Raw genomic sequence first — 22603 nt, forward strand, 5'->3', positions numbered from 1 at the left:
CCTCTTGGTCTGGTCTGTCGGCCAGGATGCGTGGCCGGTGGGCGGGGCAGATTGTCTCACAGGCGCTTGCCATTGCCGCCACGGTGTGGCGACCCGGGTGAATGCAAATAAATCCCAAAAAAAATACGGATAGTCAATTAGTGTTTAACGTAAGTTGAGTTGTCAACTTACGGCGCATACGATGGATGTGTTCCTTGTTTGAACTTGCGTTTCATTAATAAAACAACCGAAGAGAGTTGTACTTAAGCCACCCCTGTTTTCGCGATGTGCACAACCGGTGACTCCAGCGTCGCGAATGCGCCCCCACAGGAGCTGTAGATGAGACAACAACGTCCCCGACGCGCCGCTGCCGCCGTCGCCACCGCGGCCATGGCCGTGCTTGCGCTGAGCGCGGGCACCGCGCTGGCCGCCCCCGCGTATCCAGCCAAGGCCGTCACCATGGTGGTGGCCTACCCGCCAGGCGGCGATACCGACGCCATGGCACGGCTCTACGCCGACAAGCTGTCGGCCCGCCTGAAGCAGCCGGTCATCGTCGAGAACCGTCCCGGCGCCGGCGGCGTGGTGGGTGCCGCATTCGTCAGCCGCGCGCCGGCGGACGGCTACACGCTGCTGTATACGCCGAACCCGTTCACGCTGGCGCCGATGGTGCTGAAGCTGGCGCCGTCGGCCAGCTATGACCCGCTGCACGGCTTCACGCCGGTGATCCAGACCGCCGTGCAGGCGGTGCTGCTGGTGGCCAACCCGCAGGCGGGCGTGAAAAGCGTGAGCGAGATGGTGGCCGCGGCCAGGGCCGGCAAGGCGCTGACCTATGGCAGCCCGGGCGCGGGATCGCCGATGCATATCGCCGGCGAGATGCTGAACCGCGCCGCCGGCGTGAAGATCCAGCACGTGCCCTACAAGGGCGTGGCGCCCGCGGTCAACGACGTGGTGGCGGGGCACGTGCCGTTTGCCTACGTCACGCTGGGCCCGGTGGCGCAGTACCTCAATACGGGCCGGCTGATTCCGCTGGCGATCACCGATGCGCGGCGCTCGCCGCTGCTGCCCAACGTGCCGACGCTGGCCGAGCTGGGCTACAAGGACGTGGTGGTCGGCGCGTGGCACGGGGTGATGGCGCCCAAAGGCACCCCGCCCGAGGTAGTCAGGACGCTGAACCAGCAGCTCAACGAGGTGCTGCGCCTGCCCGAGGTGGCCGACAAGATGGCCACCTTCGGCGCCACCCCCGTCGGCGGCGCACCGGCCGCGCTGGAGAAAGTCAACGCGGCCGACCACGAGCGCCTGGGCAAGGTGATCCGCGAGCTGGCGATCACCGCGGAATGAGCCGCGCCGGCGCATCGCCTTCCGGCACCACGCCATCGACAACGACAGACAGGAGGCCGGCATGAGCAGGGCCATCGTGGGAACGTCCACGCCGCAGGTGACCGCGCGGGAAAAGGTCATGGGGCGCGCGCAGTATGCCGGCGACATCAAGCTGCCCGGCATGCTGCACGCCAAGGTGCTGCGCAGCCCGCACCCGCACGCGCGCATCGTGCGCATCGACACCGCCGCCGCCAGGGCGCTGCCCGGCGTGAAGCTGGTGGTGACCGGCCACGACGTGCCCGCCCGTCACTGGGGCCCGCACCGCAAGGAGCAGCGCATCCTGGCCTGCGGCGTGGTGCGCCATGTCGGCGAGGAAGTGGCCGCGGTGGTGGCGCTCAGCGAGGAGATCGCGCGCGACGCGCTGGACCTGATCCGGGTCGAGTACGAGGCGCTGCCCGCGCTGCTGACGCCGGCCGCGGCGCTGGCCGGGGACGCGCCGGAGATCCACGCCGGCACGCGCAATATCGGCCATGAAATGCGCATCGAGCGCGGCGATGTCGAGGCCGCGTTCGCGGCGTGCGCAGCGGTGTATGAAGCCACCTACGAGATGCATTCGCAGTATCCCGGCTACCTCGAGCCGATGGCATCGGTCGCGGCGCAGGATGGCAACGGGCGGCTCTCGGTGTGGGCGTCGACGCAGTCGGTGTTCCTGGCGCGCGCGCGGCTGGCCGAGGCGCTGGACCGGCCGGTCTCGACCATCCGCGTGGTGCAGGCCACCACCGGCGGCGGCTTCGGCGCCAAGATCGTCGAGGAGAACAACAGCCTGATCTGCGCCTTCCTGGCGAGCCGGCTGGAGCGCCCGGTGCGGCTGGTCAACAACCGGCTGGAAGACTTCCAGGGCGCGCGCGCCAGCGTGCCGATGCAGGTCTGGCTGCGCCTGGGCCTTGACGCCGACGGCGTGATCCTGGCCAAGGACGTGCGCATCACGGCCGAGTGCGGCGCCTATTCCGGACTTGCCGGCGATGTGATGCACGTCACCGCCATGCGCAGCGACAACATGCACCGCGTGCACAACGTGCGCTCGCACGCGGTGATGGCCTATACCAACAACCCGCCGCGCGGCGCCTTCCGCGGCTTCGGCGGCCAGCAGATGCAGTTTCCGCTGAACTGCCACCTGACGGTGCTGGCCGGCATGCTCGGCATCGACCCGATCGAAGTGCACCGGCGCAATGCCATCGGCGCCGGCGAGACCAGCGTGCATGGCTGGAAGATCAGCAGCACCGGCATGGCCGAATGCCTCGACATGACGCGCCGCGCCATCGGCTGGGACGAAAAGCGCGCGGCGCCGCGCGGCACCGGCACGCGCCGGCGCGGCGTCGGCATTGCCGCGGCGATGCACGTCAGCGGCAACCGCACGCTGGGCAACTGGGACGGCTCGACCATCCTGCTCAAGATCAACGAAGACGGGCGCGTGATGCTGCAGACCAGCGAGTGCGACATGGGGCAGGGCGCCAACACCATGCTCAGCCAGATCTGCGCGCAGGAGCTGGGCATTGCGCTGGCGCACGTCACCGTGATGGCGCCGGATACCGATACCGCGCCGTTCTGCCTGGGCTCGCTGGCGTCGCGCGTGACCATCATCTCGGGCAATGCGGTGCTGCGCGCGGCGCGCGAGGCGCGGCAGAAGCTGCTGGCGCTTGCGGCGGAAAAGCTCGGCGTGGAGGCGCGGCAACTGGTGATCGCCGACGGCCGCATCGCCGTGCCGGACCAGCCCGGCCAGTCCGCCACGCTGGCCGAGATCGCGCGCCTGCATATCTTCCGCCACGGCGGCGAGGGCATCCACGTGCGCGCCAGTTACGACGCGCCCACGGTGATGCACGACGCCGACTACTACGGCAACGTGGCCCCCGCGCATTCGTTCGCGGCGCAGGCGGTGGAAGTGGAGGTCGATACCTGTACCGGCCAGGTCACCGTGATCGACAGCTTTGTCGCCGACGACTGCGGCAAGGCCATCAACCCGCTCGCGGTGCATGGCCAGACCCACGGCGCCACCGTGCAGGCGATCGGCTGGACCCTGTACGAGCACCTGCAATACGAGGACGGCCGCCTGATGAACGGCAACTTCGCCGACTACACCATGCCCACCGCCGACGCCGTGCCGATGCTGCGCACCGACGTGGTCGAATCGAACGACCCCAACGGCCCCTACGGCGCCAAGGGCGCCAGCGAGACCGCGATCCTGCCGGGCGCGGCGGCGATCGCCAATGCCGTGTTCGACGCGGTCGGCGTGCGCATCCAGTCGCTGCCGATCACGCCCGAGAAGGTGCTGGCGGCTTTGCGCGCGCTGAAGGAAGAGGAGGCCACCCATGCGTGACTTTGCCTTGCTGGAGCCGGCCACCGTGGCCGAAGCCAGCCACATGCTGGCCGACCTGGGCGACAGCTGCCGCATCTTTGCCGGCGGCACCGCGCTGATGCTGGGCATGCGCCAGCGCATGCTGGCGCCCGGCCACCTGGTTTCGCTGGGCCGGCTCGATGCGCTGCGCGGCATCAGCTTCGATGCGCGCGACGGCCTGCGCATCGGCGCGCTCGCCTTGCATGCCGAGGTCGCGCGCTCGCCGCTGGTGCAGGCGCATTACCCGATGCTGGCCAGCATGGCCGCGCGCGTCGCCAATCCGCAGGTGCGCAACCAGGGCACCCTCGGCGGCAACCTCTGCTATGCCGATCCTGCCACCGATCCGCCTGGCTGCCTGATGGCGCTGGGTGCGCAGATCGTGGTCAGCGGACGCGGCGGCGAGCGCGTGATCGACATCGAGGACTTCCTGGTCGACTACTACGTCACGGCGCTGGCGCCGGACGAGATCGTCACGCAGATCCGCGTGCCGGCCCCGCGTGCCGGGGCCGATGGCCACTATGCGCGCTTCCTGCGCACGGCTGCCGAGCACCGCCCGCTGGCCAGCGTGGCGCTGGCGGTGCGGCGCGAGGGGGCGTTCTGTATCGAGGCCCGCCTGGCGGTGGGCGCCTCCACGCCGGTGCCGTGCCGGCTGCGGCGCGCCGAGGCGCTGCTGGCGGGCCAGGCAGTGACGGCGGAACTGGCCGCGCAAGCCGCGGCCATCGTCGCCGAGGACATCAACGCCGTGTCGGACGCGCGCGGGTCCGGGGCCTACCGCCGCGAGATGGTGCGCGTGGTCGCGCGCCGCACGATTGCCGCATTGTTCGGCGTGGCATCGGAGTAAGGAGCCTACCCATGAACCCAATCAGCATCGAAGTCACCGTCAACGGTGAAGAACACCTGGTGCAGGTGCCGGCGCGGCGCCTGCTTGCCGACCTGCTGCGCGACGACCTGAACCTGACCGGCACCAAGCGTGGCTGCGAGACCGGCATCTGCGGCGCCTGCTCCGTGCTGGTCGACGGCGAGGTGGTCAAGTCCTGCCTGATGCTCGCGGTGCAGGCGCGCGGCCGCCATGTGATGACGGTGGAGGGCCTGGCCGCCGACGGCCAGCTGCATCCGCTGCAGCAAAGCTTCATGGAGCACGGCGGCCTGCAGTGCGGCTATTGCACGCCGGGCTTCCTGATGGCGGCGTGCGCGCTGCTCGCCAACAATCCCAATCCGACCGAAGAAGAAGTCCGCCATGGCCTGAACGGCAACCTGTGCCGTTGCACCGGCTATGTCGGCATCGTCGAATCGGTCCTGTCCGCCGCGGAGGCAATGCGTGGAAATTGAAAAGACCCTGGTCACCGCGGCGCCGCCGGCGCGCGTGTGGGAGCTGCTGCTCGACCCCAACGTGATGGGCGCGTGCGTGCCCGGCATGGCATCGATCGAAGTGCTCAGCGAGGTCGAGTACGTCGCGCACATGGCGGTAAAGATCGCCTTCATCAACGCGCGCTTCCGGCTGCATACGAAGATCGTCGAGACCCGCGCGCCCCACTACCTGCGCACCGAGGGCACCGGCGAGGACGCTTCGGTGGCCAGCTCGCTGCGGCAGTCGAGCGAGTTGTTCCTGACGCCGCTAGACGATGGCGGCACGCAGCTGCGCATCAGGGTGCAGGTCGATGTGCTGGGGCGGCTGGGGACCTTCGGCCTGAGCGTGATGAAAACCAAGGCCGACCGCATGTGGGACGAGTTCGGGGCCAACCTGCTGGCGCGGCTGGAGCCACAGGGCGGACAGCCCGCGGCCGAGGCGGCGCCGCAAGCGCCCGCGGTGGCGCAGGCGGCGGCCGCCGCGCCGCGTACGGCCGCCAACGGCCACGCAGTGCTGCCGCCGCGCGCGCAGGCGCTGCAAGCCGCTCCGGCCGGGCTGTTGGCACGCCTGTTCGGGCGCGGCGACGCCGCGCGCGGACCGCTTGCCGAGATCTGCATCGAGCTGCGCCGCGCCGACGAGACCATCGTGGTGCGCTGGCCCGCGGCGCATGGCGAGCAGTGCGCGGCGTGGCTGCGCGACTACCTGCGCCCGGGCGCATAGCGGCCCTGACGGCGGGACTGTCCGCAATACGGGTACCCTATCGGGTGCGGGCGTGATATATGAGAGCGTTGCGCCAAGACCGACTATTGCAGAGACAGACCATGACGACCGATTCGCCGCAGGACGACACGCAGGAAGGCGGCCAGGAGGGTGCGCAGGACAGCGCGCAGGACAAGTACATCGTGCCGGGGCTGGAGCGCGGCCTGCGCCTGCTGGGCGAATTCAGCAGCCGCGAGCGCACCCTGTCGGCCGCCGAGCTGGCGCGCCGGCTCAAGGTGCCGCGTTCGACCGTGTTCCGGCTGCTGGCCACGCTGGAAATGATGGGTTTTGTCGAGCGCACCGACGGCGGGCGCGAGTTCCGGCTGGGCATGGCGGTGCTGCGCCTCGGTTTCGACTACCTGGCCTCGCTGGAGCTGACCGAGCTTGGGCGCCCGCTGCTGGACCGGCTGCGCGACGAGATCCACTACCCGTGCAACCTGGTGGTGCGCGACGGCCGCTCCGTCGTCTATGTGGCCAAGTCGGTGGCGTCGCGCCCGTTTGCCAGCACCGTCAATGTCGGCACCCGGCTGCCGGCGCATGCCACGGTGCTGGGGCGCGTGCTGCTGGAAGACCTGTCGCTGGCCGAACTGCGCGCGCTCTATCCGGAAGAGCGGCTGGAAGTCTATTCGGAAAGCACGCCGCGCACGGTCGAAGAGCTGTACGAAATGGTCCAGCGCGACCGCCAGCGCGGCTATGTGCTGCACGAAGGATTCTTCGAGGCCAGCATCTCCACCATCGCGGCGCCGGTGCGCGACCGCAGCGGCAAGGTGACGGCGGCGCTGGGCGCGACCATCCCGGCCGCGCGCATCGATCCGGACCAGCTCGACAACATGGTGGAACAGGTGCGGCGCGCCGCGGCGGAGCTGTCGCGGCTGCTCGACTACCGGCCGGAGGTGCCCAGGCCGTTCGCCTGACGGCCCGGTGCCGCCCGCCACCAGGGGAAAGCAAGATGCAGCAATGCAAGCAACGACAGGCGGCGCCGCGACGCCGGCAATGGCTGGCCGGCACGGTGCTGGCCGCGGCGCTGGCCGCATGCGTGCCCTGGCAGGCGGCGCAGGCGGCGGCCTGCGCCAATGTGCGCATCGTGGTGCCGTTTCCGGCGGGCGGGCCCGCCGACCAGCTCGCGCGCACGCTGGCCCACGGGCTGCAGCAGCGGCGCGGCACGCCCTTCGTGGTCGACAACAAGCCCGGCGCCAACGGCAATATCGGCATCGACGCGGTGCGGCGCGCGCCGGGCGATGGCTGCACCCTGCTGCTGGCCCCTGCCGGCAACCTCACCATCAACCCGACGCTGATGCCCGCGCTGGCCTACAACGTCGAGCGCGATTTCCGGCCGGTGTCGCTGCTGGCGGGCTCGCCCAACGTGCTGGCGGTGCATCCGTCGGTGCAGGCGGATTCGGTGCAGGACCTGGTCAGGCTGGCGCGGCAGGCCGGCCAGTCTGGCAAGCCGCTCGGCTATGCCAGCCCGGGCGTCGGCAGCGGCCTGCACCTGGCCGGCGAACTGTTCCGCCACCAGGCCGGCATCGCGCTGCTGCACGTGCCGTACAAGGGCACCACGCAGGCGCTCAACGATGTGGTCGGCGGCCAGGTGCCGTTGCTGTTCGGCACCTGGCCGACGCTGGCGCCGTTCATCCGCTCCGGCGCGCTGCGCGCGCTGGCGGTGACGCAGCCGAAACGCTCACCGGCCGCGCCTGACGTGCCGTCGCTGGCCGAGCAGGGCGTGCCCGGCATCGACGTCAGTTCGTGGTACGCGCTGCTGGTGCCCAAAGCCACGCCGCAGCCCGCGGCCGATGCGCTCGGCGCCGACGTGCGCGCGCTGCTGGCCACGCCCGCGGTGCGGGCCGAGCTGCAGCGCCAGGGCATGGAGCCGGTGGGCAGCACGCCGCAGGCGCTCGCCCAGCGCATCCGCGAGGAAACCGCGACGTGGGCCAAGCTGATCCGGCAATACGGCATCACCGCGGAGTAGCGTCGCCGCGGTAACCCATCAGCCCCGACAGGTCGCGCGCGGCCTGCCGGACTTCCCTGGCGACGCGCTCGCGCAGCGTGCCGTCGGCCTCGAAGCGCTGCTGCGGCCCGGCCACGCTGATGGCGGCGATCACCGCGCCGTCGGCGCCGCGCACCGGTGCCGCGCAGGCATCGATGCCGGGTTCGTAGGCGGAGAAGCTCCACGCGCAGCCGCGTTCGCGGTCGGCCGCCAGGATCTCGGCCAGCCGCGCGTGGGTGGCCGGGCTCTGCCCGGTGACCGCCGGCAGCGGATCGGGCCCCAGCAATTCGCGCAGCGTCTCGGGCGGCAGTTCGGCAATCAGCATCCGGCCCGGCGTGGTCAGGTGCGCCGCCACGCGGCTGCCCACCTGGATATTGCTGACCAGCGCCGCCGCCGGCATCTGGCGCAGCAGGTAGAGCGCATCGCCGCCATCGCGCACCGCCAGGTAGGCCGACAGCTGCAGCGACGCACTGAGCCGGGCCAGCACGCGCCCGGCGAAGCTGGTCAGGTCGTTGGAAGCCAGCACGCGCGAGGCCAGCTTCAGGAAGTTGAAGCCGACCTGGTGGCCGCCCTGGGGCAGCCGCTCGACCATGCCTTCATGCTCGAGCGTATCGAGCAGGCGCATCACGGTGACCCGGTTCACGTCGATGCGGCGGCCGACCTCGCTCAGGTTGGCGGTGGCGCCGCCTTCGGCGATAAAGCGCAGCAGGCGCAGGCCGCGGATGACCGGCGATACCAGCTGGGCCTCGCGGGCATCCTCCGGTGCGGCGCCGTCGTCGAGGTCAGGTTCGGTGGTCAGGCGGGACTTGGGCATGTTGGCGTGGACTGTCCATGGAAAACGGCCGCGCAGGCGGCCGTGCTGGCGTGGAACGCGGGCCGCGGGCTTCAGCCGAGGGCGACGTTCCAAGCGTCGTAATCGTACACCCAGTCGGCATTGCCGCCTTCCTTGAGCCAGGCATTGCTGCGCGAGCCGACCTGGATGCGGCTGGTGCGCGCGTGGCGCGCGGCCTGGTAGCGCGCCAGCGCGGCCGGCACCCCAGCGGCGCCGTCGCCGGCGGCATCGGCCAGGCAGCGCGCCAGCACCACGCCGTCCTCGATCGCCATGCCCGCGCCCTGCGCCATGAACGGCATCATCGGATGGCAGGCATCGCCCATCAGCGTGACCGGGCCCGCCGACCAGGCCGGCAGCGGATCGCGCACGTACAGCGCGGAGATCAGCACGTCGTCGCAGGCGTCGAGCAGCGCGCGGGCCTCGGGATGGAAGCCGGCATAGGCGTTGCGCAGGTCTTCCACGCGGCCCGGCGTGGTCCACGACTCATGGCGCCAGGCGTCCTGCGCGACGGTGGCAAAGATAAAGATGTCGCGGCCGCGGTTGAGCGGAAAGGTGACGATCTGCGTGGCCGCGTCCGGGCCCCACCATTTGGTGAAGGCGCCGAGGTTGGGCACGCCGGCCAGGCGCGCGGCCGGCACCACGGCGCGATACGCAACCACGCCGGTGAAGATCGGGCTTTCCTGGCCGAACAGCGCGGTGCGCACGGTGGAATGGATGCCGTCGGCGCCCACCAGCACGTCGACGTGCTCCTGCGCGCCATTGGCAAAGGACAGCGTGGCGCCATCGGCGCGGGCCTCGACCGCCACCGCCTTGTGGCCGAGCCGCACGCCGGCGGCCGGCACGGCGGCTTCCAGCGCGGTCATCAGGTCGGCGCGGTGCATGGTCAGTTGCGGCGCGCCATAACGCCGCTCGGCCTCTTCCTGCATCGGCAGGCGCGAGGTTTCGGCGCCGGTATCCCACATGCGGCTGATGCGGTGGCTGGGGCGTGCCGCGGTCTCGCGCAGGGCCTCGCCAACGCCCAGCCCGTCCAGCGCGCGCACCGCGTTGGGGGTCAGGTTGATGTCGGCGCCGACGCGGGCAAAGCGGGGGGCTTGTTCGTAGACGACTGGGTGCAGGCCGAGTTTGCGTAGTGCGATGGCGGCGGCGAGGCCGCCTATGCCGGCGCCGTTGATTCCGATTTTGAGAGGCATTTTTTCAAGCTGGCTGATTGGGTTGTGTTCAAAAATGAACTAAGTGTTCATAAAAATATATGGGTGTGGGGAGGGAGCGTCAATTAAGGGGGAACCCTAGGAGGGGCGCAATACCGAGGGGGATCGTTCTTGGCGGGCGTGGCTGTTTCGCCGGCGTAGCCGGCGAGTCACTTTTTGGCCGAGCGCCAAAAAGTAACCAAAAAACGCGTCGCCTGAGCGGCTGGCTAAGGCGGCGTTGGTGGTTCCAGCGGTGGTGACTGACGGACAGGCGGATGGTGGTTCCACCCTGCTGACGCTACCTGGATGTGCCTGGCGTTCGGGGTCGGATGGACGAACCCGACTTTAGGTCGGTGGCAGCCTGCTAACGACGTTATTGGTGGGACGCCTACGGCTGCGCTGCGCGCGCTCCCAATCTCAGGTCTACTGCACTGGCACGGAGTGCGTCGCTGTGCTCGCACGCGCTGTCGCGGCGCGAACGCGCCCCTCCGGAGGCCCACTGCGCGGAAGCGACGCGAATCTTGCGCTCGCACCGAAAGCGCCAAGCGAGCGCAGCGACGCGTTCCGTGCATGCCCTTGGCCCACGATACTGCCGGCGCGCAGCGCAGCCGTAGGCGTTCCTACGACAAGGCCCGCAGCAGGGGCCACTCCGCGCTCTGGGCTCGTTCAACCCACACTTCAACGCCCCTGCCACGGTGGTGCACCACCGCGGCAGGCAGTCCCGCTATGTGAGGAAGCCAAGCCCCGTACGAAAACCCCAACGCACACTACGATAAGACATGCCGCCCGCAGGGCAGTAAACGCGCTTTTTGGTTACTTTTTGGCGCTCGGCCAAAAAGTGACCCGCCCAGGAGGGCGGAACCACGCGCTTCAACAGCCGACAGCATGTCACCAACAGCGACCACCCCCAAAAAACCGGTTCGCACGTAACCCCCCTCAACCTCAAAGCCCCAACACAACCTTCGCAATGATGTTCCGTTGGATCTCATTAGACCCCCCGTAAATCGACGCCTTGCGATAGTTGAAATAGCGCGGCGCCAGCACCGCCGCATAATCCGGCCCGACCCGTGCCGGCGCCTCGCGTCCCTGCAACCCGGCCCAGGTATCGTGCACGAAAGGCAGCGCCGCAGGCCCCGCCGCCTCCACCGCAAGTTCGCTAACCGCCTGCAGCGTCTCGGTGCCCGTGAGCTTGAGCATGCTCGACGCGGCACCGATCGAGGTGCCCGATTCCACCCCGGAAAACACCCGCAATTCCACCGCTTCCAGCGCCGCCGCACGCAGGTGCAGCGCGGCCAGTTTGCGCCGGAACACCGGGTCGTCCAGCAGCCGCCCACCGTCGTCGCCAGGCTGATCCGCGGCGATCTCCGCGATCTTGGAAAGCTGCTTGCGCAGCATCGGGCTATACGTGCCGCCGCGCTCGAATTCCAGCAGGTACTTGGCGTAGGTCCAGCCCTTGCCTTCTTCGCCGATGCGGTTGGCCACCGGCACCCGCACGTTCTCGAAGAAGACCTGGTTCACCTCCTGCTGGCCGGGCATCGGGCCGTCCAGCGTCGGCAGCGCCGACACCGTGATGCCGGGCGTGTGCATGTCGAGCAGCAGGAACGAAATCCCTTCCTGGCGCTTCGATTCGCGGCTGGTGCGCACCAGGCAGAACATCCAGTCGGCCCATTGCGCATGCGTGGTCCAGATCTTGGAGCCGTTGAGGATGTAGTGCTCGCCGTCGCTGTCGGTGCCGTGGTCGGCGCGCAGCTGCAGCGACGCCAGGTCGGAGCCGGAGTTGGGCTCGGAATAACCCTGGCACCACCACACGTCGGAGCTCAGGATGGGCGGCAGGAAGCGCTGCTTCTGCTCGGGCGTGCCGTATTTCATGATCACCGGCGCGACCATCTTCAGGCCCATCGGCGACACCGGCGGGCATCCCGCGGCGGCCAGTTCGGACTGGAAGATAAAGCGCTCGGCCGCGCTCCAGCCCGGGCCGCCGTATTCCTTCGGCCAGTTCGGCGCGGCCCAGCCGCGCGCGTGCAGCGCCTTCTGCCAGCGCACCTGTCCGGCCTTGTCGAGGTAGCCGTTCTTGGACTGCGCCATCATCGCGCGCAGGTCGGCGTCATAGGCCTGGGCAATCCAGGCGCGCACTTCTTCGCGAAACTGCTGGTCTTGCGGGGAGAAATCGAGATGCATCGACGGGCCTCGCTGGTAATCGATGTTTATCGGGATGGCTTCAGGCCGCGGCCCGGGCGGGATAGAGCAGGTCGGCATAGCGGCGCAGGTGGTGCTCGGCCGAGCCGAACTGCAGGTCGATGGCCGTGACGCGCTTGAAGTAGTGGCCCACGGCCAGTTCCTCGGTCACGCCCATGCCGCCGTGGATCTGCACCGCGCCCTGCCCGACGAAGGCGCCCGCCTGGCCGGCCTGGATCTTCGCCGCGCACGCGGCCTGCGCGCGCACGGGCGCAGCGCTGCCGGCCTGCATGGCGGCCACCTGCGTCAGCGCCACCGACTGCTCCAGCTGCATGTACATGTCGGCCATGCGGTGCTGCAACACCTGGAAGGTGCCGATCGGCACGCCGAACTGCTTGCGCTGGCGCGCGTAGTCGATGGTGTCGGCCAGCATGCGCGCCATCGCGCCATTGGCTTCGGCGGCCAGCGCGATCATGGCGTGGTCGCACAGCTGCTCGATCAGGGCCAGCGCTTCTCCTTCAGCGCCGATGCGCTGGCTGGCCGGCACCTGTACGTTGTCGAGCAGCACCTCGGCGGCGCGCTGCCCGTCGAAGGTGGGATAGGTGCGCAGCGTCACGCCAGGCGTGTCGCGCGCGATCCAGAACAGGCTGATGCCGCGCGGGTCCCGGCGCGCGCCGCTGGTGCGGGCGCTGACCACCAGGTGCGACGCGAACGGCGCGCCGGCCACGGCGTGCTTGTGGCCGCTGAGCCGGTAGCCGTCGCCCTGGCGCGTGGCGCTGGCCTGCACATCGTGCCGGCAGTAGCGGCTGGCGGGCTCGGCATGGGCCCACGCCACGGTGGCCTCGCCGCCGATGATGGCCGGGATCCACTGCGCCGCCAGCTCGGGGCTGCCGTGCAGCAGCGCGCCGCCGCCCAGCACCACGGTGCCCAGGTAGGGCTCCAGCACCAGGTGCCGGCCGAGCTGTTCCATCACCACCATGTGCTCGACGGCGCCGCCGCCGAGGCCGCCCAGCCGCTCGGGGAAGGCCGCGCCAAGGATGCCGAGGTCGCGCGCAAACGCGCGCCAGCAATCCGGGCGCCAACCCGCCCCGGACTGCGCCGCCGCGCGGCGGGCTTCGAAATCATAGTGATCGGCAAGGTAACGCGCGAGCGTGTCGCGCAGCATCGACTGTTCTTCGCTGAACTGGAAATCCACCTTGGCTCCTTCGGATAAGGGTGAGGCGTGAGGGCGGTAGTCTGGCGGGCATCTTCCGGCCATGCCGGCCGGCGGCGCATCGTCGCATCGGACGAAGCTGAGGCGCCGCCCGGAGGAAGCCGTTTTTTGCGGCGCTGCGGCAAAACGCGGCCATGCCGCTTCGTCGCTTCCGACGATGGTCGAACCCGCCAGGGTTCCGAGAATGCGGGATCGGCATCCGCCCACCCACCATCCCAGTCGAGGAGCTCCACGCCATGCATCCGCATATCCACGCGCAGCGCACGCCCGACAAGCCCGCCGTCATCATGGGCGGCAGCGGCGCCGTCGTCACCTACCGCGAGCTGGACCAGCGCTCGAACCGGGTTGCTCACCTGTTCCGCCAGCTCGGCCTGCGGCCCGGCGACCGCGTGGCCTTCATGGTGGAGAACCATCCGCGGCTGTTCGAGCTGTGCTGGGGTGCCCAGCGCAGCGGCATCGTCTATATCTGCCTGAGCACGCGCCTGAACGCGGCCGATGCCGCCTATATCGTCAATGACAGCGGCGCGCGCGTGCTGGTCACCACGCACGCGCAGGCGGAGATCGCCGCGGCGCTGAGCGGGCAGACGCCGGCGCTGCAGGCGCGCCTGATGCTGGACGGCATCGTGCCCGGCTATCAGGCCTATGAGACCGCGCTGGCCAATTGTCCGGCCACGCGCATCGACGACGAGGTCACCGGCGGCGACATGCTGTATTCATCAGGGACCACTGGCCGGCCCAAAGGCGTGTACGCGCCGCCGTCGAGTCCCGACATCGACGCGCCGACGACGCTGACCGCGCTGTGCCAGCGGCTCTACGGCTTCGATGCCGACACGCGCTACCTCTCGCCCGCGCCGCTGTACCACGCGGCGCCGCTGCGCTACACCATGTCGGTGCAGGCACTGGGCGGCACCGCGGTGGTGATGGAGCATTTCGATGCAGAGCAGTTCCTGCGGCTGGTGCAGCAACACCGCATCACGCATGCGCAACTGGTGCCGACGATGTTCTCGCGCATGCTCAAGCTGCCCGAGGCGCAACGGCAGGCCTATGACGTGTCGTCGCTGCGCGTGGCGATCCACGCGGCCGCGCCGTGCCCGGTGCAGGTCAAGGAAGCCATGATCGCGTGGTGGGGGCCGGTGATCTGGGAGTACTACGCCGGCACCGAGGGCAACGGCGTGACCGTGGTCGACACGCCGCAATGGCTGCAGCGCAAGGGCACGGTGGGGCGCGCCATGGTGGGCAAGCTGCGCATCTGCGGGCCAGACGGCGCGCTGCTGCCGCCGGGCGAGCCGGGCACCATCTACTTTGCCGAGGGCCGTCCCTTCACGTACCACAACGACGAGGCCAAGACCGCGGAGACACGCCATCCGCAGCATCCGGACTGGAGCACCATTGGCGATGTCGGCTACGTGGACGCGGACGGCTACCTGTACCTGACAGACCGCAAGGCCAATATGATCATCTCCGGCGGCGTCAACATCTATCCGCAAGAGGCCGAGAACCTGCTGATGACGCACCCCAAGGTGATGGATGTCGCCGTGATCGGCGTGCCCAACGAAGATTTCGGCGAAGAGGTCAAGGCCGTGGTGCAGCCCGCCGACATGGGCCAGGCGGGGCCCGAACTGGCGGCCGAGCTGATTGCGTTCTGCCGCGCCAACCTGTCTGCCATCAAGTGCCCGCGCTCGGTCGACTTCGAGCCCGAGTTGCCGCGCCTGCCCACCGGCAAGCTGCTCAAGCGGCTGCTGCGCGACCGCTACTGGGCCGGACACGCCAGCAAGCTGGTGTGAGACCGCGGCAAACGGTGCCTGGCCGCTGCCCGCGTTTTCGCCAGCGCAGCGGTTTACGTCATAATGCCTCGCTACACCACAGCCACGGCCACCCGCCTGCACCCTGCAGCGCCGGGGGCGCATGGCGCGCCCGCCAAGGGCCGCGATGTGCGGGAGACCACTGACAGCCAATGGCAAGTATCGAGGAGACCGGACGGCGTACGCCGCCACCTGCCGGCGCGGCATCGCTGGCCGCCAAGCTGCGCCCGCCGCTGCTGACCCCGTTCCAGGTCCAGCGCGCGGCGATCTGCGATGCCGTATGCGCGGCGGGCTTCGTCAAGCTGGTGCTGGTGCGCGCACCCGCCGGCTTCGGCAAGACCACCGCCATGCTCCAGTGCCGCGCGCGGCTCGAGGCCGCTGGCGGCCGCACCGCGTGGCTGACGCTGGACCGCTCGGACAACGACCCCTCGCGCTTCCTAGGCTCGATCGAGGCTGCGATCGCGCAGGGCCTGGGCAGCGGCGGGCCGGACCGGTCCGCGCGCCAGGCGCTGGCGCAGGACCCGGGCGAGCAGGCGCTGGCGCTGATCGACCGCCTCGCCAGCCATCACGGCGACTTCACGCTGTTCCTCGACGATTTCGAAGCTGTGCAGAATGCCGCCGTGGCGGGACTGGTCTGGCAACTGGTGGAAAGCCTGCCGCCCGGCTGCCGCGTGGTGGTCGGCACCCGCTGGGTCCCCGAAACCGGCCTGGCGCGCTTGCGCGCGCGCGGCGAGCTGCTTGAGATCGAGCCGGCGCAGCTGCGCTTTTCCGCTGACGAGACTGCGTCCTTCCTGCGCCAGGCGCGCGGGCTGAAGCTGGAACAGTCCGCCATCAGCGTGCTGCACCGGCGCACCGAGGGCTGGGCCACGGCGCTGTGGCTGGCGTCGGTGGCGCTGGAGCGGCGCACCCAGCCGGAGGGCTTCATCGCCGGGTTCTCGGGCTCGAACGCGGCCATTGCCGATTACCTGGTCGAAGACGTCTTCCTGCACCTGCCCGAAGCGGTGCGCGACTTCCTGCTGCGCACCTCGATCCTCGACCAGCTGTGCGGGCCGCTGTGCGATGCGGTGTGCCAGCCTGCAGCCGGCAGCAGCGAGGAGATCCTCGCCTGGCTGGAGCGCGCCAACCTGTTCCTGCTGCCGCTGGAGAGCGAACGCTATGGCGAGCGCGGCTCCGGCGCCGCGCCCGAGCAGTGGTATCGCTATCACAGCCTGTTCTCCGGTTTCCTGCGCGCGCAGCTGGCGCAGGCGATGCCCGGGTCCGTGCCGCGGCTGCACCTGTCCGCGTCGCGCTGGTATGAGTCGCAGGGGCGGCTGGTGCCCGCCATCGAACATGCCTTCGCCGCCGGTGCGCTGGCGCATGCGCTGCAGTTGCTGGACAGCGCCGCCGACGACCTGCTGGCGCAGGGCCGCATGCGGCTGCTGACGCGCTGGCTGGAGTCGGTGCCCGCCGACGAGCTGGCCCGGCTGCCCAAGCTGCAGATCGCGCGGGTGTGGGCAGTGTCGTTCACGCGCGGGCCGGCCGAAGCCATCGCGCTGCTGCAGCAGATCCCCACCGAGGGCGCGGCCGGCGACCTGCTGGCGCATATCCGCGCGCTGCGCCACATGCTGCTGAACATGATGGACCGCTTCGACGACGCGCGCGCCTTCGCCCGCAACGAGCTGCCGCCGTTGCCGATGGGCTATGCCTTCCCCGACGCGATCCTGGCCACCTCGATGGCGCGGCTGGCCGCGGTGGTGGGGGACTACCCCGAGGCGCGCCGGCTGCTGCAGGTGGCGCGCCACGCGGTGCGCGGGTCCGACAGCAACTTCAACAAGATCTTCTCGGAATCGGTCGAGGGGCTGATCGACCTGCGCCAGGGGCGGCTGCAGCAGGCGCTGGCGCGCTTCCGCATCGCCGCCAGCACGATGCTGCCAAACCGCTTCGGACCCACCAACGGCAATGCCATGGCCGGCATCCTGCTGGCCGAGGGTCTGTACGAGAGCGGCGATTCCGAGCGCGCCAGCCGCCTGCTCAACGTCTACCTGCCGCTGTCGCGCGACCTCGGCCTGCCCGACCAGATCATCACCGGCCACGCGGTGCTGGCCCGCATCGCCTTCGAGCGCCGCGAGACCGACCAGGCTCACGAATGGCTGGCGCAGCTCGAAGCGCTGGGCCACCATCGCGGCCTGACGCGGCTGGTGATGGCGGCGATGCTGGAGCGCGCCCGCCTGGCGCTGCGCCAGGGCAATGTGCACGCGGCGCAGGAGGCGATCGAGCGCGCCGCCGATCCGGCGCTGTGGCGCACGCGGCCCGGCGTCAGTTCGTTTGCCAGCGATGTCGAGGACATCACGCTGGGCCGCCTGCGGCTGGACCTGTACGCGCGCCCGGGCACGCCGGTGCGCGAGGCCATTGAACGCGAACTCGCGGCCGCCGCGGGCAACCAGCTGATGCGCCGCGCGCTCAAGCTGCGCATCCTGCTGGCGCAGGCGTGGCAGCGCACCGGCGACGGCGCGCATGCGCTGGTAGTGATGGGCGAGGCGTTGCGCTTCGGCGCGGCCGAAGGCTTCGTGCGCATCTTTGCCGACGAGGGCGACGATGTGCGCCGGCTGGTGGCCGACGCCTGCGCGCGCCAGGCGGCCAGCCTGCCGGCGCCTTACGTCGACAAGCTGCTGCAGGCTTGCGGCCAGGCCGCCGCGGAGCCGCCCGGCGCCGGCCGGCCCGCACCGCCGGCGCTGGTCGAGCCGCTGACGCCCAAGGAGCAGAAGGTGCTGCACCTGCTCGCCGAGGGCTATTCCAACGTGGCCATGGCCGAGCGCCTGTTCGTGTCCGAGACCACGGTGCGCACCCACCTGCGCAATATCAGCGCCAAACTGCACGCCAGCAACCGCACCCAGGCGGTTGCGATCGCGCGCCAGCTCGGCCTGCTCTGAAGCTCCGGCTCAGATACCGATGAATTCGGTGAATTCCGCCAGCGGCGCGCGCCCGGCGCGCAGCCGGTTGGCGGGCGCCTCGGGATCCTCGTAGCCGATCGCCATGCCGCTGAACAGCATCCGTTCGGCCGGCAGCGACAAAAATTCGGCGATGGCCTGCGGATACATGGCCCAGCACTCCTGCGCGCAGCTGTCCAGGCCTTCTTCGCGCAGCAGCAGCATCACCGTCTGCAGGTACATGCCGAGGTCCGACCATTGCGGCGGGCCCATGCGCCGGTCCACGGTGCAGAACAGCGCCAGCGGCGCGCCGAAGAAGGTGAAGTTGCTGGCGAACTGCGCCAGCCGCCGGGCCTTGTCCTCGCGCGGGATGCCGAGGTGGTGGTAAAGCGCCTCGCCCACCTCGAAGCGGCGTTCGCGGTAGGGCGAGACCAGCTCGCGCGGATAGATGTCGTACTCGCGCGCCTCGCCGGCAGGGGCCGCGGCGATGCGTTCGCGCATGATGCCGCGCAGCCGCTCCAGCGCCTCGCCGCCGACCACATGGATGTGCCATGGCTGCAGGTTGCCGCCGGACGGCGCGCGCGCCGCGGCGTCGAGCACGCGGCGGATGGTGTCGGGCGCAACGGCCCGGGGCAGGAAGCCGCGGACGGACTTGCGGCTGGCGACGGCTTGGCTGACTTTCATCGGGACTCCGGAAAAAACATCGACGCGTGCGCGTCAGGCGAAGGGTGGCTCGCTGGTCCAGTCGAAGAAGTCCGGCATGTCGTGCGACACGGTCTCCGGGAACGCGGCGGGGCGCTTTTCCAGGAATGCGCTGACGCCTTCCTTCACGTCGGCGGAGCGTCCGCGCGACTGGATCGCGCGGCTGTCGAGCTTGTGTGCTTCCATCGGGTGGCTGGCGCCGGCCATGCGCCAGATCAGCTGGCGCGAGATCGCCACCGACACCGGCGCGGCATTGGCGGCGATCTCGCGGGCAATCGCCTGCGCCGCCGGCAACAGGTCTTCGGGGGCGTGCAGCGAGCGCACCAGGCCACGCTCGTGCGCTTCCTGCGCCGAGAACACGCGGCCGGTATAGCACCACTCCAGCGCGGTCGAGATCCCGACCACGCGCGACAGGAACCACGACGACGCCGCTTCCGGCGTGATGCCGCGGCGTGCAAAGACAAAGCCAAACTTGGCATCGGTCGAGGCCAGCCGGATATCCATCGGCAGCTGCATGGTCACGCCCACGCCGACCGCGGCGCCGTTGACCGCGGCAATCACTGGCTTGAGGCTGCGGAAGATGCGCAGCGACACGCGCCCGCCGCCGTCGCGATGCGCGGTGTCCGGGCTGGCGCCATAGCGTTTCTCGAAATCGAAGGTGGAGCTGCCGCCGGACAGGTCGGCGCCGGCGCAGAACGCGCGGCCCGAGCCGGTGACGATCACCGCGCGCACGTTGTCGTCGGCATCGGTGGCGTCGAACGCCGCGATCAGCTCATGCATCATCTGCGCGGTGAAGGCATTGAGCTGGTCCGGGCGGTGCAGGGTGATGGTGGCAACGCCGTCTGCAACGGCATAGCGCAGGGTTTCGAACGAAGGCGTGGCTGGCGTCATGCGGGCTCCTGCTGGGGGGTAGGAAGGGATGCCGGAGGTGCCGGGACTAGCGCAGGCAGCGGGGGCGGGCTCGCCCAACACTAGTGCAGATTGCGCCGCCCGCAATCGTCGCTTCCGACGAGGCTGTGACGGCGCGCGGCACCGTAGACTGATGCCGGGCAGGCGGCAGGGCCGGCACATCACGACATTGCGCCGTTGCCGCTGCCGGCACAGACAGCAAAAGGACCACCATGAAGACACGCATCACCGAACTGCTTGGCATCCGCTACCCGATCATCCAGGGCGGCATGCAATGGGTTGGCTACGCCGAAATGGCCTCCGCCGTTTCCAACGCCGGCGGCCTGGGCATCCTGACGGCGCTGACGCAGCCCACGCCCGAGGACCTGGCCGACGAGATCCGCCGTTGCCGCGAGATGACCGACAAGCCGTTCGGCGTGAACCTGACCCTGCTGCCGTCGATCAACCCGCCGCCGTACGCGCGCTACCTCGACGTCATTATCGAGAGCGGCGTCAAGGTGCTGGAGACCGCCGGCAACAACCCCAAGGAACATATCGCGCGGGCCAAGGCCGCGGGCATCAAGGTGATCCACAAGTGCGTGGCGGTGCGCCATGCGCTGTCGGCCGAGCGGCTGGGCGTGGACGCGGTCTCGATCGACGGCTTCGAGTGCGCCGGCCATCCGGGCGAGGACGATGTGCCCGGCATGGTGCTGATCCCGCAGGCGGTGCGCAAGCTGTCGATCCCGGTGATCGCCTCGGGCGGCATCGCCGACGGGCGCGGCATGGCGGCGGCCCTGGTGCTGGGTGCCGAGGGCGTCAACATGGGCACGCGCTTTTGCGCCACGCGCGAGGCGCCGATCCACGACAACGTCAAGCAGGCGCTGGTGCAGGCGAGCGAGCGCGACACCAACCTGATCTTCCGCACCCTGCACAACACCGCGCGCGTGCTCAAGAATGCCGTGTCGGACGAAGTGGTGAGCATCGAGCGCCGTCCCGGCGGCGCACAGTTCGAGGACGTCAAGCACCTGGTCGCCGGCGTGCGCGGCAAGGCGGCGCTCAAGGCGGGCGAGACCGACGGCGGCATCATCAGCGCCGGCCAGTGCGTGGGCCTGATCGACGACGTGCCCAGTTGCGAAGAACTGATCGCGCGCATGGTAGCCGATTGCCGCGAGCACCTCAGCGTGGCCTCGCGCTACTTCGCCTGACGCCATGGCCGAGGCGGAAATCGAGGCGGCGCTGGCACGCGCCAGCGCCGCGCCGGCCGAAGCCGGCGCCGACGTGCCCGAAGGCTTTGTCCCGCTGCGGCGGATGAGCGGCTACATGGCCGGCTTCGGCCAGCTCTATCTGCACGCGGCCCGCCGCACGCTGGCGGTGCGCATCGACGAGAGCCACCTCAACAACCTGGGTATCCCGCACGGCGGCATGCTGGCGACGCTGGCCGATACCGCCATCGGCATGATGATGTCGCTGGAAACCGGCCGCGCCAAAAGCGCGGTCACGGTCAACCTGAGTCTGGACTATCTCGATTCGGCGCGCCCGGGCGACTGGGTCGAAGCCCGCGTGGAATTCGACAAGCTCGGCTCGCGGCTGCGCTACGGCACCTGCCGGCTGTTCAGCGGCGAGCGCTGCCTGCTGCGCGCCACGGCGATCTTCGCGGTGCTGGCGCCGCGCGCCTGAGTGCTGCGGCAACTTCGTCGCTTCCGACGACGCTCGGCGCCACCCGCGGCGCAACAATAGCCATCGACGCCTGCCGGCTCTCATGCCGGCATGCCGCACCACAACACGGCTGCCCCGGCGGCCCGCACCGAACCAAGGAGATCACATGGCAGAGGCATACATCGTCGCGGCGGTCCGTACCGCCGGCGGCCGCAAGGGCGGCAAGCTGTCGGGCTGGCATCCGGCCGACCTGGCCGCGCAGGTGCTCGACGCACTGGTGGAACGCGCCGGCGCTGATCCTGCGTTGGTCGAAGACGTCATCATGGGCTGCGTGAGCCAGGTGGGCGAGCAGGCGGGCAACGTGGCGCGCAATGCCATCCTGGCCTCGCGCCTGCCGGAAAGCGTGCCGGGTACCTCGGTCGACCGCCAGTGCGGTTCGTCGCAGCAGGCCCTGCACTTCGCCGCGCAGGCGGTGATGTCGGGCGCGATGGACGTCGTCATCGCCGCCGGCGTCGAAAGCATGACGCGCGTACCGATGGGCCTGTCCTCGCAGCTGCCGGCGAAGAACGGCTTCGGCGTGCCCAAGAGCCCGGGCGTCGAGGCGCGTTATCCCGGCGTGCAATTCAGCCAGTTCACCGGCGCCGAGATGATCGCGCGCAAGTACGAGCTGTCGCGCGAACAGCTCGACGCCTACGCGCTGCAAAGTCACCAGCGCGCCATCGCCGCCACCAAGGCCGGCCGCTTCAGCGCCGAGATCCTGCCGGTGGAAGTGCGCACCGCCGATGGCGCCAACGGCGAGATGCACACCACCGACGAAGGCATCCGCTACGACGCCACCCTGGAAAGCATCGGCAGCGTCAAGCTGATCGCCGAAGGCGGCCGCGTCACCGCTGCCACCGCCAGCCAGATCTGCGACGGCGCCGCGGGCCAGATGGTGGTCAACGAAGCCGGCCTGAAGAAACTGGGCGTCAAGCCGCTGGCGCGCGTGCACAGCATGACCGTGATCGGCCATGACCCGGTGGTGATGCTGGAAGCGCCGCTGCCGGCCACCGAGGTGGCGCTCAAGCGCGCCGGCCTGCGTATCGGCGATATCGACCTGTTCGAAGTCAACGAAGCTTTCGCGCCGGTGCCGCTGGCCTGGCTCAAGGCCACCGGCGCCGATCCGGAGCGGCTGAACGTGCATGGCGGCGCGATCGCGCTGGGCCACCCGCTCGGCGGCTCCGGCGCCAAGCTGATGACCACGCTGGTGCATGCGCTGCATACGCATGGCAAGCGCTACGGCTTGCAGACCATGTGCGAAGGCGGCGGGCTGGCCAACGTGACCATCGTCGAGCGCCTGTAAGACAGAGGCGCAGCGGCACAGAGCAGTAAAGGGAGAAGGACCGGCGGCGCGGGCATGTCAAAGTGCCCGCGCCAGCAGCCGGAGAAAGATAAAGAATGGCCGCGAAATCGCGGCCATTGTC

At 69.9% G+C, this 22603-nt stretch carries 17 protein-coding genes and 1 pseudogene; 12 read left to right on the forward strand and 6 right to left on the reverse strand.

What is annotated here, in order from left to right; all coding sequences use genetic code 11:
- The first annotated feature begins 318 nt into the window (after window positions 1-318).
- The 7 genes from FHX60_RS20015 (at window position 319) to FHX60_RS20045 (ending at window position 7761) form a co-directional block, all read left to right on the forward strand.
- On the forward strand, window positions 319-1317 hold the full coding sequence (locus FHX60_RS20015) for a Bug family tripartite tricarboxylate transporter substrate binding protein (protein ID WP_260164218.1): 999 nt from the start codon (window positions 319-321) through the stop codon (window positions 1315-1317).
- A gap of 61 nt (window positions 1318-1378) precedes the next feature.
- Complete coding sequence (locus tag FHX60_RS20020) at window positions 1379-3670, forward strand: xanthine dehydrogenase family protein molybdopterin-binding subunit (RefSeq protein WP_183284345.1); 2292 nt, start codon at window positions 1379-1381, stop codon at window positions 3668-3670.
- The gene (locus FHX60_RS20025) at window positions 3663-4529 is read left to right on the forward strand and encodes an FAD binding domain-containing protein (protein WP_183284346.1); all 867 of its coding nucleotides are present in this window, start codon (window positions 3663-3665) and stop codon (window positions 4527-4529) included. Before FHX60_RS20020 ends, FHX60_RS20025 begins: the two co-directional genes overlap by 8 nt.
- Before the next feature lie 11 nt (window positions 4530-4540).
- The gene (locus tag FHX60_RS20030) at window positions 4541-5017 is read left to right on the forward strand and encodes a (2Fe-2S)-binding protein (RefSeq protein WP_183284347.1); all 477 of its coding nucleotides are present in this window, start codon (window positions 4541-4543) and stop codon (window positions 5015-5017) included.
- Window positions 5007-5756, forward strand: a complete 750-nt coding sequence (locus FHX60_RS20035) for an SRPBCC family protein (RefSeq protein ID WP_183284348.1) — start codon at window positions 5007-5009, stop codon at window positions 5754-5756. The genes FHX60_RS20030 and FHX60_RS20035 overlap by 11 nt, the downstream gene beginning before the upstream one ends.
- A gap of 101 nt (window positions 5757-5857) precedes the next feature.
- Entirely contained in the window at window positions 5858-6709 is an 852-nt protein-coding gene (locus FHX60_RS20040; protein WP_092311319.1) for an IclR family transcriptional regulator, read from the forward strand.
- Between the two features lie 35 nt (window positions 6710-6744).
- Window positions 6745-7761 (forward strand): tripartite tricarboxylate transporter substrate binding protein, encoded by a 1017-nt coding sequence (locus FHX60_RS20045; RefSeq protein ID WP_183284349.1) that lies wholly within the window; start codon window positions 6745-6747, stop codon window positions 7759-7761.
- Here the strand turns inward: FHX60_RS20045 and FHX60_RS20050 are convergent.
- The 4 genes from FHX60_RS20050 to FHX60_RS20065 all read right to left on the reverse strand — a co-directional run bounded on the left by FHX60_RS20050 (window position 7748) and on the right by FHX60_RS20065 (window position 13168).
- Window positions 7748-8593 carry an IclR family transcriptional regulator gene (locus FHX60_RS20050; protein WP_112774926.1) on the reverse strand — a complete coding sequence of 282 codons (846 nt, stop codon included), beginning with the start codon at window positions 8591-8593 and terminating at the stop codon, window positions 7748-7750. The two genes, FHX60_RS20045 and FHX60_RS20050, sit on opposite strands and share 14 nt — an antisense overlap.
- 71 nt (window positions 8594-8664) lie before the next feature.
- Window positions 8665-9801, reverse strand: coding sequence for an FAD-dependent monooxygenase (locus FHX60_RS20055; RefSeq protein WP_183284350.1), 1137 nt, complete (start codon window positions 9799-9801; stop codon window positions 8665-8667).
- Between the two features lie 939 nt (window positions 9802-10740).
- The gene (locus FHX60_RS20060; protein ID WP_183284351.1) at window positions 10741-11976 is read right to left on the reverse strand and encodes an acyl-CoA dehydrogenase family protein; all 1236 of its coding nucleotides are present in this window, start codon (window positions 11974-11976) and stop codon (window positions 10741-10743) included.
- Between the two features lie 40 nt (window positions 11977-12016).
- Window positions 12017-13168 carry an acyl-CoA dehydrogenase family protein gene (locus FHX60_RS20065; protein WP_183284352.1) on the reverse strand — a complete coding sequence of 384 codons (1152 nt, stop codon included), beginning with the start codon at window positions 13166-13168 and terminating at the stop codon, window positions 12017-12019.
- Between the two features lie 254 nt (window positions 13169-13422).
- Between FHX60_RS20065 and FHX60_RS20070 the strand changes: the two genes are divergently transcribed.
- Together FHX60_RS20070 and FHX60_RS20075 are read left to right on the forward strand one after the other, a co-directional pair.
- Window positions 13423-14970 (forward strand): AMP-binding protein, encoded by a 1548-nt coding sequence (locus tag FHX60_RS20070; RefSeq protein WP_183284353.1) that lies wholly within the window; start codon window positions 13423-13425, stop codon window positions 14968-14970.
- 170 nt (window positions 14971-15140) lie between these two features.
- Window positions 15141-17897, forward strand: a complete 2757-nt coding sequence (locus FHX60_RS20075) for a winged helix-turn-helix domain-containing protein (protein ID WP_183284354.1) — start codon at window positions 15141-15143, stop codon at window positions 17895-17897.
- Window positions 17898-17906: 9 nt separating this feature from the next.
- On the opposite strand, the gene FHX60_RS20080 is transcribed toward FHX60_RS20075, so the two are convergent.
- Both FHX60_RS20080 and FHX60_RS20085 read right to left on the reverse strand, forming a co-directional pair.
- Window positions 17907-18578 carry a nitroreductase gene (locus tag FHX60_RS20080; RefSeq protein ID WP_112774932.1) on the reverse strand — a complete coding sequence of 224 codons (672 nt, stop codon included), beginning with the start codon at window positions 18576-18578 and terminating at the stop codon, window positions 17907-17909.
- Between the two features lie 33 nt (window positions 18579-18611).
- Entirely contained in the window at window positions 18612-19487 is an 876-nt protein-coding gene (locus FHX60_RS20085; protein WP_092311292.1) for a crotonase/enoyl-CoA hydratase family protein, read from the reverse strand.
- Window positions 19488-19714: 227 nt separating this feature from the next.
- Between FHX60_RS20085 and FHX60_RS20090 the strand changes: the two are divergent.
- The 3 genes and pseudogenes from FHX60_RS20090 to FHX60_RS20100 form a co-directional block, all read left to right on the forward strand.
- Window positions 19715-20689 (forward strand): annotated as a pseudogene (locus FHX60_RS20090) (NAD(P)H-dependent flavin oxidoreductase); the annotation flags it as partial.
- Window positions 20690-20693: 4 nt separating this feature from the next.
- Entirely contained in the window at window positions 20694-21161 is a 468-nt protein-coding gene (locus FHX60_RS20095; RefSeq protein WP_092311286.1) for a PaaI family thioesterase, read from the forward strand.
- A gap of 145 nt (window positions 21162-21306) precedes the next feature.
- Complete coding sequence (locus tag FHX60_RS20100) at window positions 21307-22482, forward strand: acetyl-CoA C-acetyltransferase (RefSeq protein WP_183284355.1); 1176 nt, start codon at window positions 21307-21309, stop codon at window positions 22480-22482.
- Window positions 22483-22603 lie beyond the last annotated feature (121 nt).

It is taken from the genome of Cupriavidus alkaliphilus (assembly GCF_014191175.1).
In the GTDB taxonomy this organism is placed as follows: Bacteria; Pseudomonadota; Gammaproteobacteria; order Burkholderiales; family Burkholderiaceae; genus Cupriavidus; species Cupriavidus alkaliphilus.

Excerpts from the sequence above, each read along its gene's own strand:
- FHX60_RS20075 (WP_183284354.1), top strand. The coding sequence starts at position 15,141 with ATGGCAAGTATCGAGGAGACCGGACGGCGTACGCCGCCACCTGCCGGC.
- FHX60_RS20020 (WP_183284345.1), top strand. The coding sequence starts at position 1,379 with ATGAGCAGGGCCATCGTGGGAACGTCCACGCCGCAGGTGACCGCGCGG.
- FHX60_RS20050 (WP_112774926.1), bottom strand. The coding sequence starts at position 8,593 with ATGCCCAAGTCCCGCCTGACCACCGAACCTGACCTCGACGACGGCGCC.
- FHX60_RS20015 (WP_260164218.1), top strand. The coding sequence starts at position 319 with ATGAGACAACAACGTCCCCGACGCGCCGCTGCCGCCGTCGCCACCGCG.
- FHX60_RS20040 (WP_092311319.1), top strand. The coding sequence starts at position 5,858 with ATGACGACCGATTCGCCGCAGGACGACACGCAGGAAGGCGGCCAGGAG.
- FHX60_RS20085 (WP_092311292.1), bottom strand. The coding sequence starts at position 19,487 with ATGACGCCAGCCACGCCTTCGTTCGAAACCCTGCGCTATGCCGTTGCA.
- FHX60_RS20080 (WP_112774932.1), bottom strand. The coding sequence starts at position 18,578 with ATGAAAGTCAGCCAAGCCGTCGCCAGCCGCAAGTCCGTCCGCGGCTTC.
- FHX60_RS20095 (WP_092311286.1), top strand. The coding sequence starts at position 20,694 with ATGGCCGAGGCGGAAATCGAGGCGGCGCTGGCACGCGCCAGCGCCGCG.
- FHX60_RS20045 (WP_183284349.1), top strand. The coding sequence starts at position 6,745 with ATGCAGCAATGCAAGCAACGACAGGCGGCGCCGCGACGCCGGCAATGG.
- FHX60_RS20055 (WP_183284350.1), bottom strand. The coding sequence starts at position 9,801 with ATGCCTCTCAAAATCGGAATCAACGGCGCCGGCATAGGCGGCCTCGCC.
- FHX60_RS20030 (WP_183284347.1), top strand. The coding sequence starts at position 4,541 with ATGAACCCAATCAGCATCGAAGTCACCGTCAACGGTGAAGAACACCTG.
- FHX60_RS20070 (WP_183284353.1), top strand. The coding sequence starts at position 13,423 with ATGCATCCGCATATCCACGCGCAGCGCACGCCCGACAAGCCCGCCGTC.
- FHX60_RS20060 (WP_183284351.1), bottom strand. The coding sequence starts at position 11,976 with ATGCATCTCGATTTCTCCCCGCAAGACCAGCAGTTTCGCGAAGAAGTG.
- FHX60_RS20025 (WP_183284346.1), top strand. The coding sequence starts at position 3,663 with ATGCGTGACTTTGCCTTGCTGGAGCCGGCCACCGTGGCCGAAGCCAGC.
- FHX60_RS20100 (WP_183284355.1), top strand. The coding sequence starts at position 21,307 with ATGGCAGAGGCATACATCGTCGCGGCGGTCCGTACCGCCGGCGGCCGC.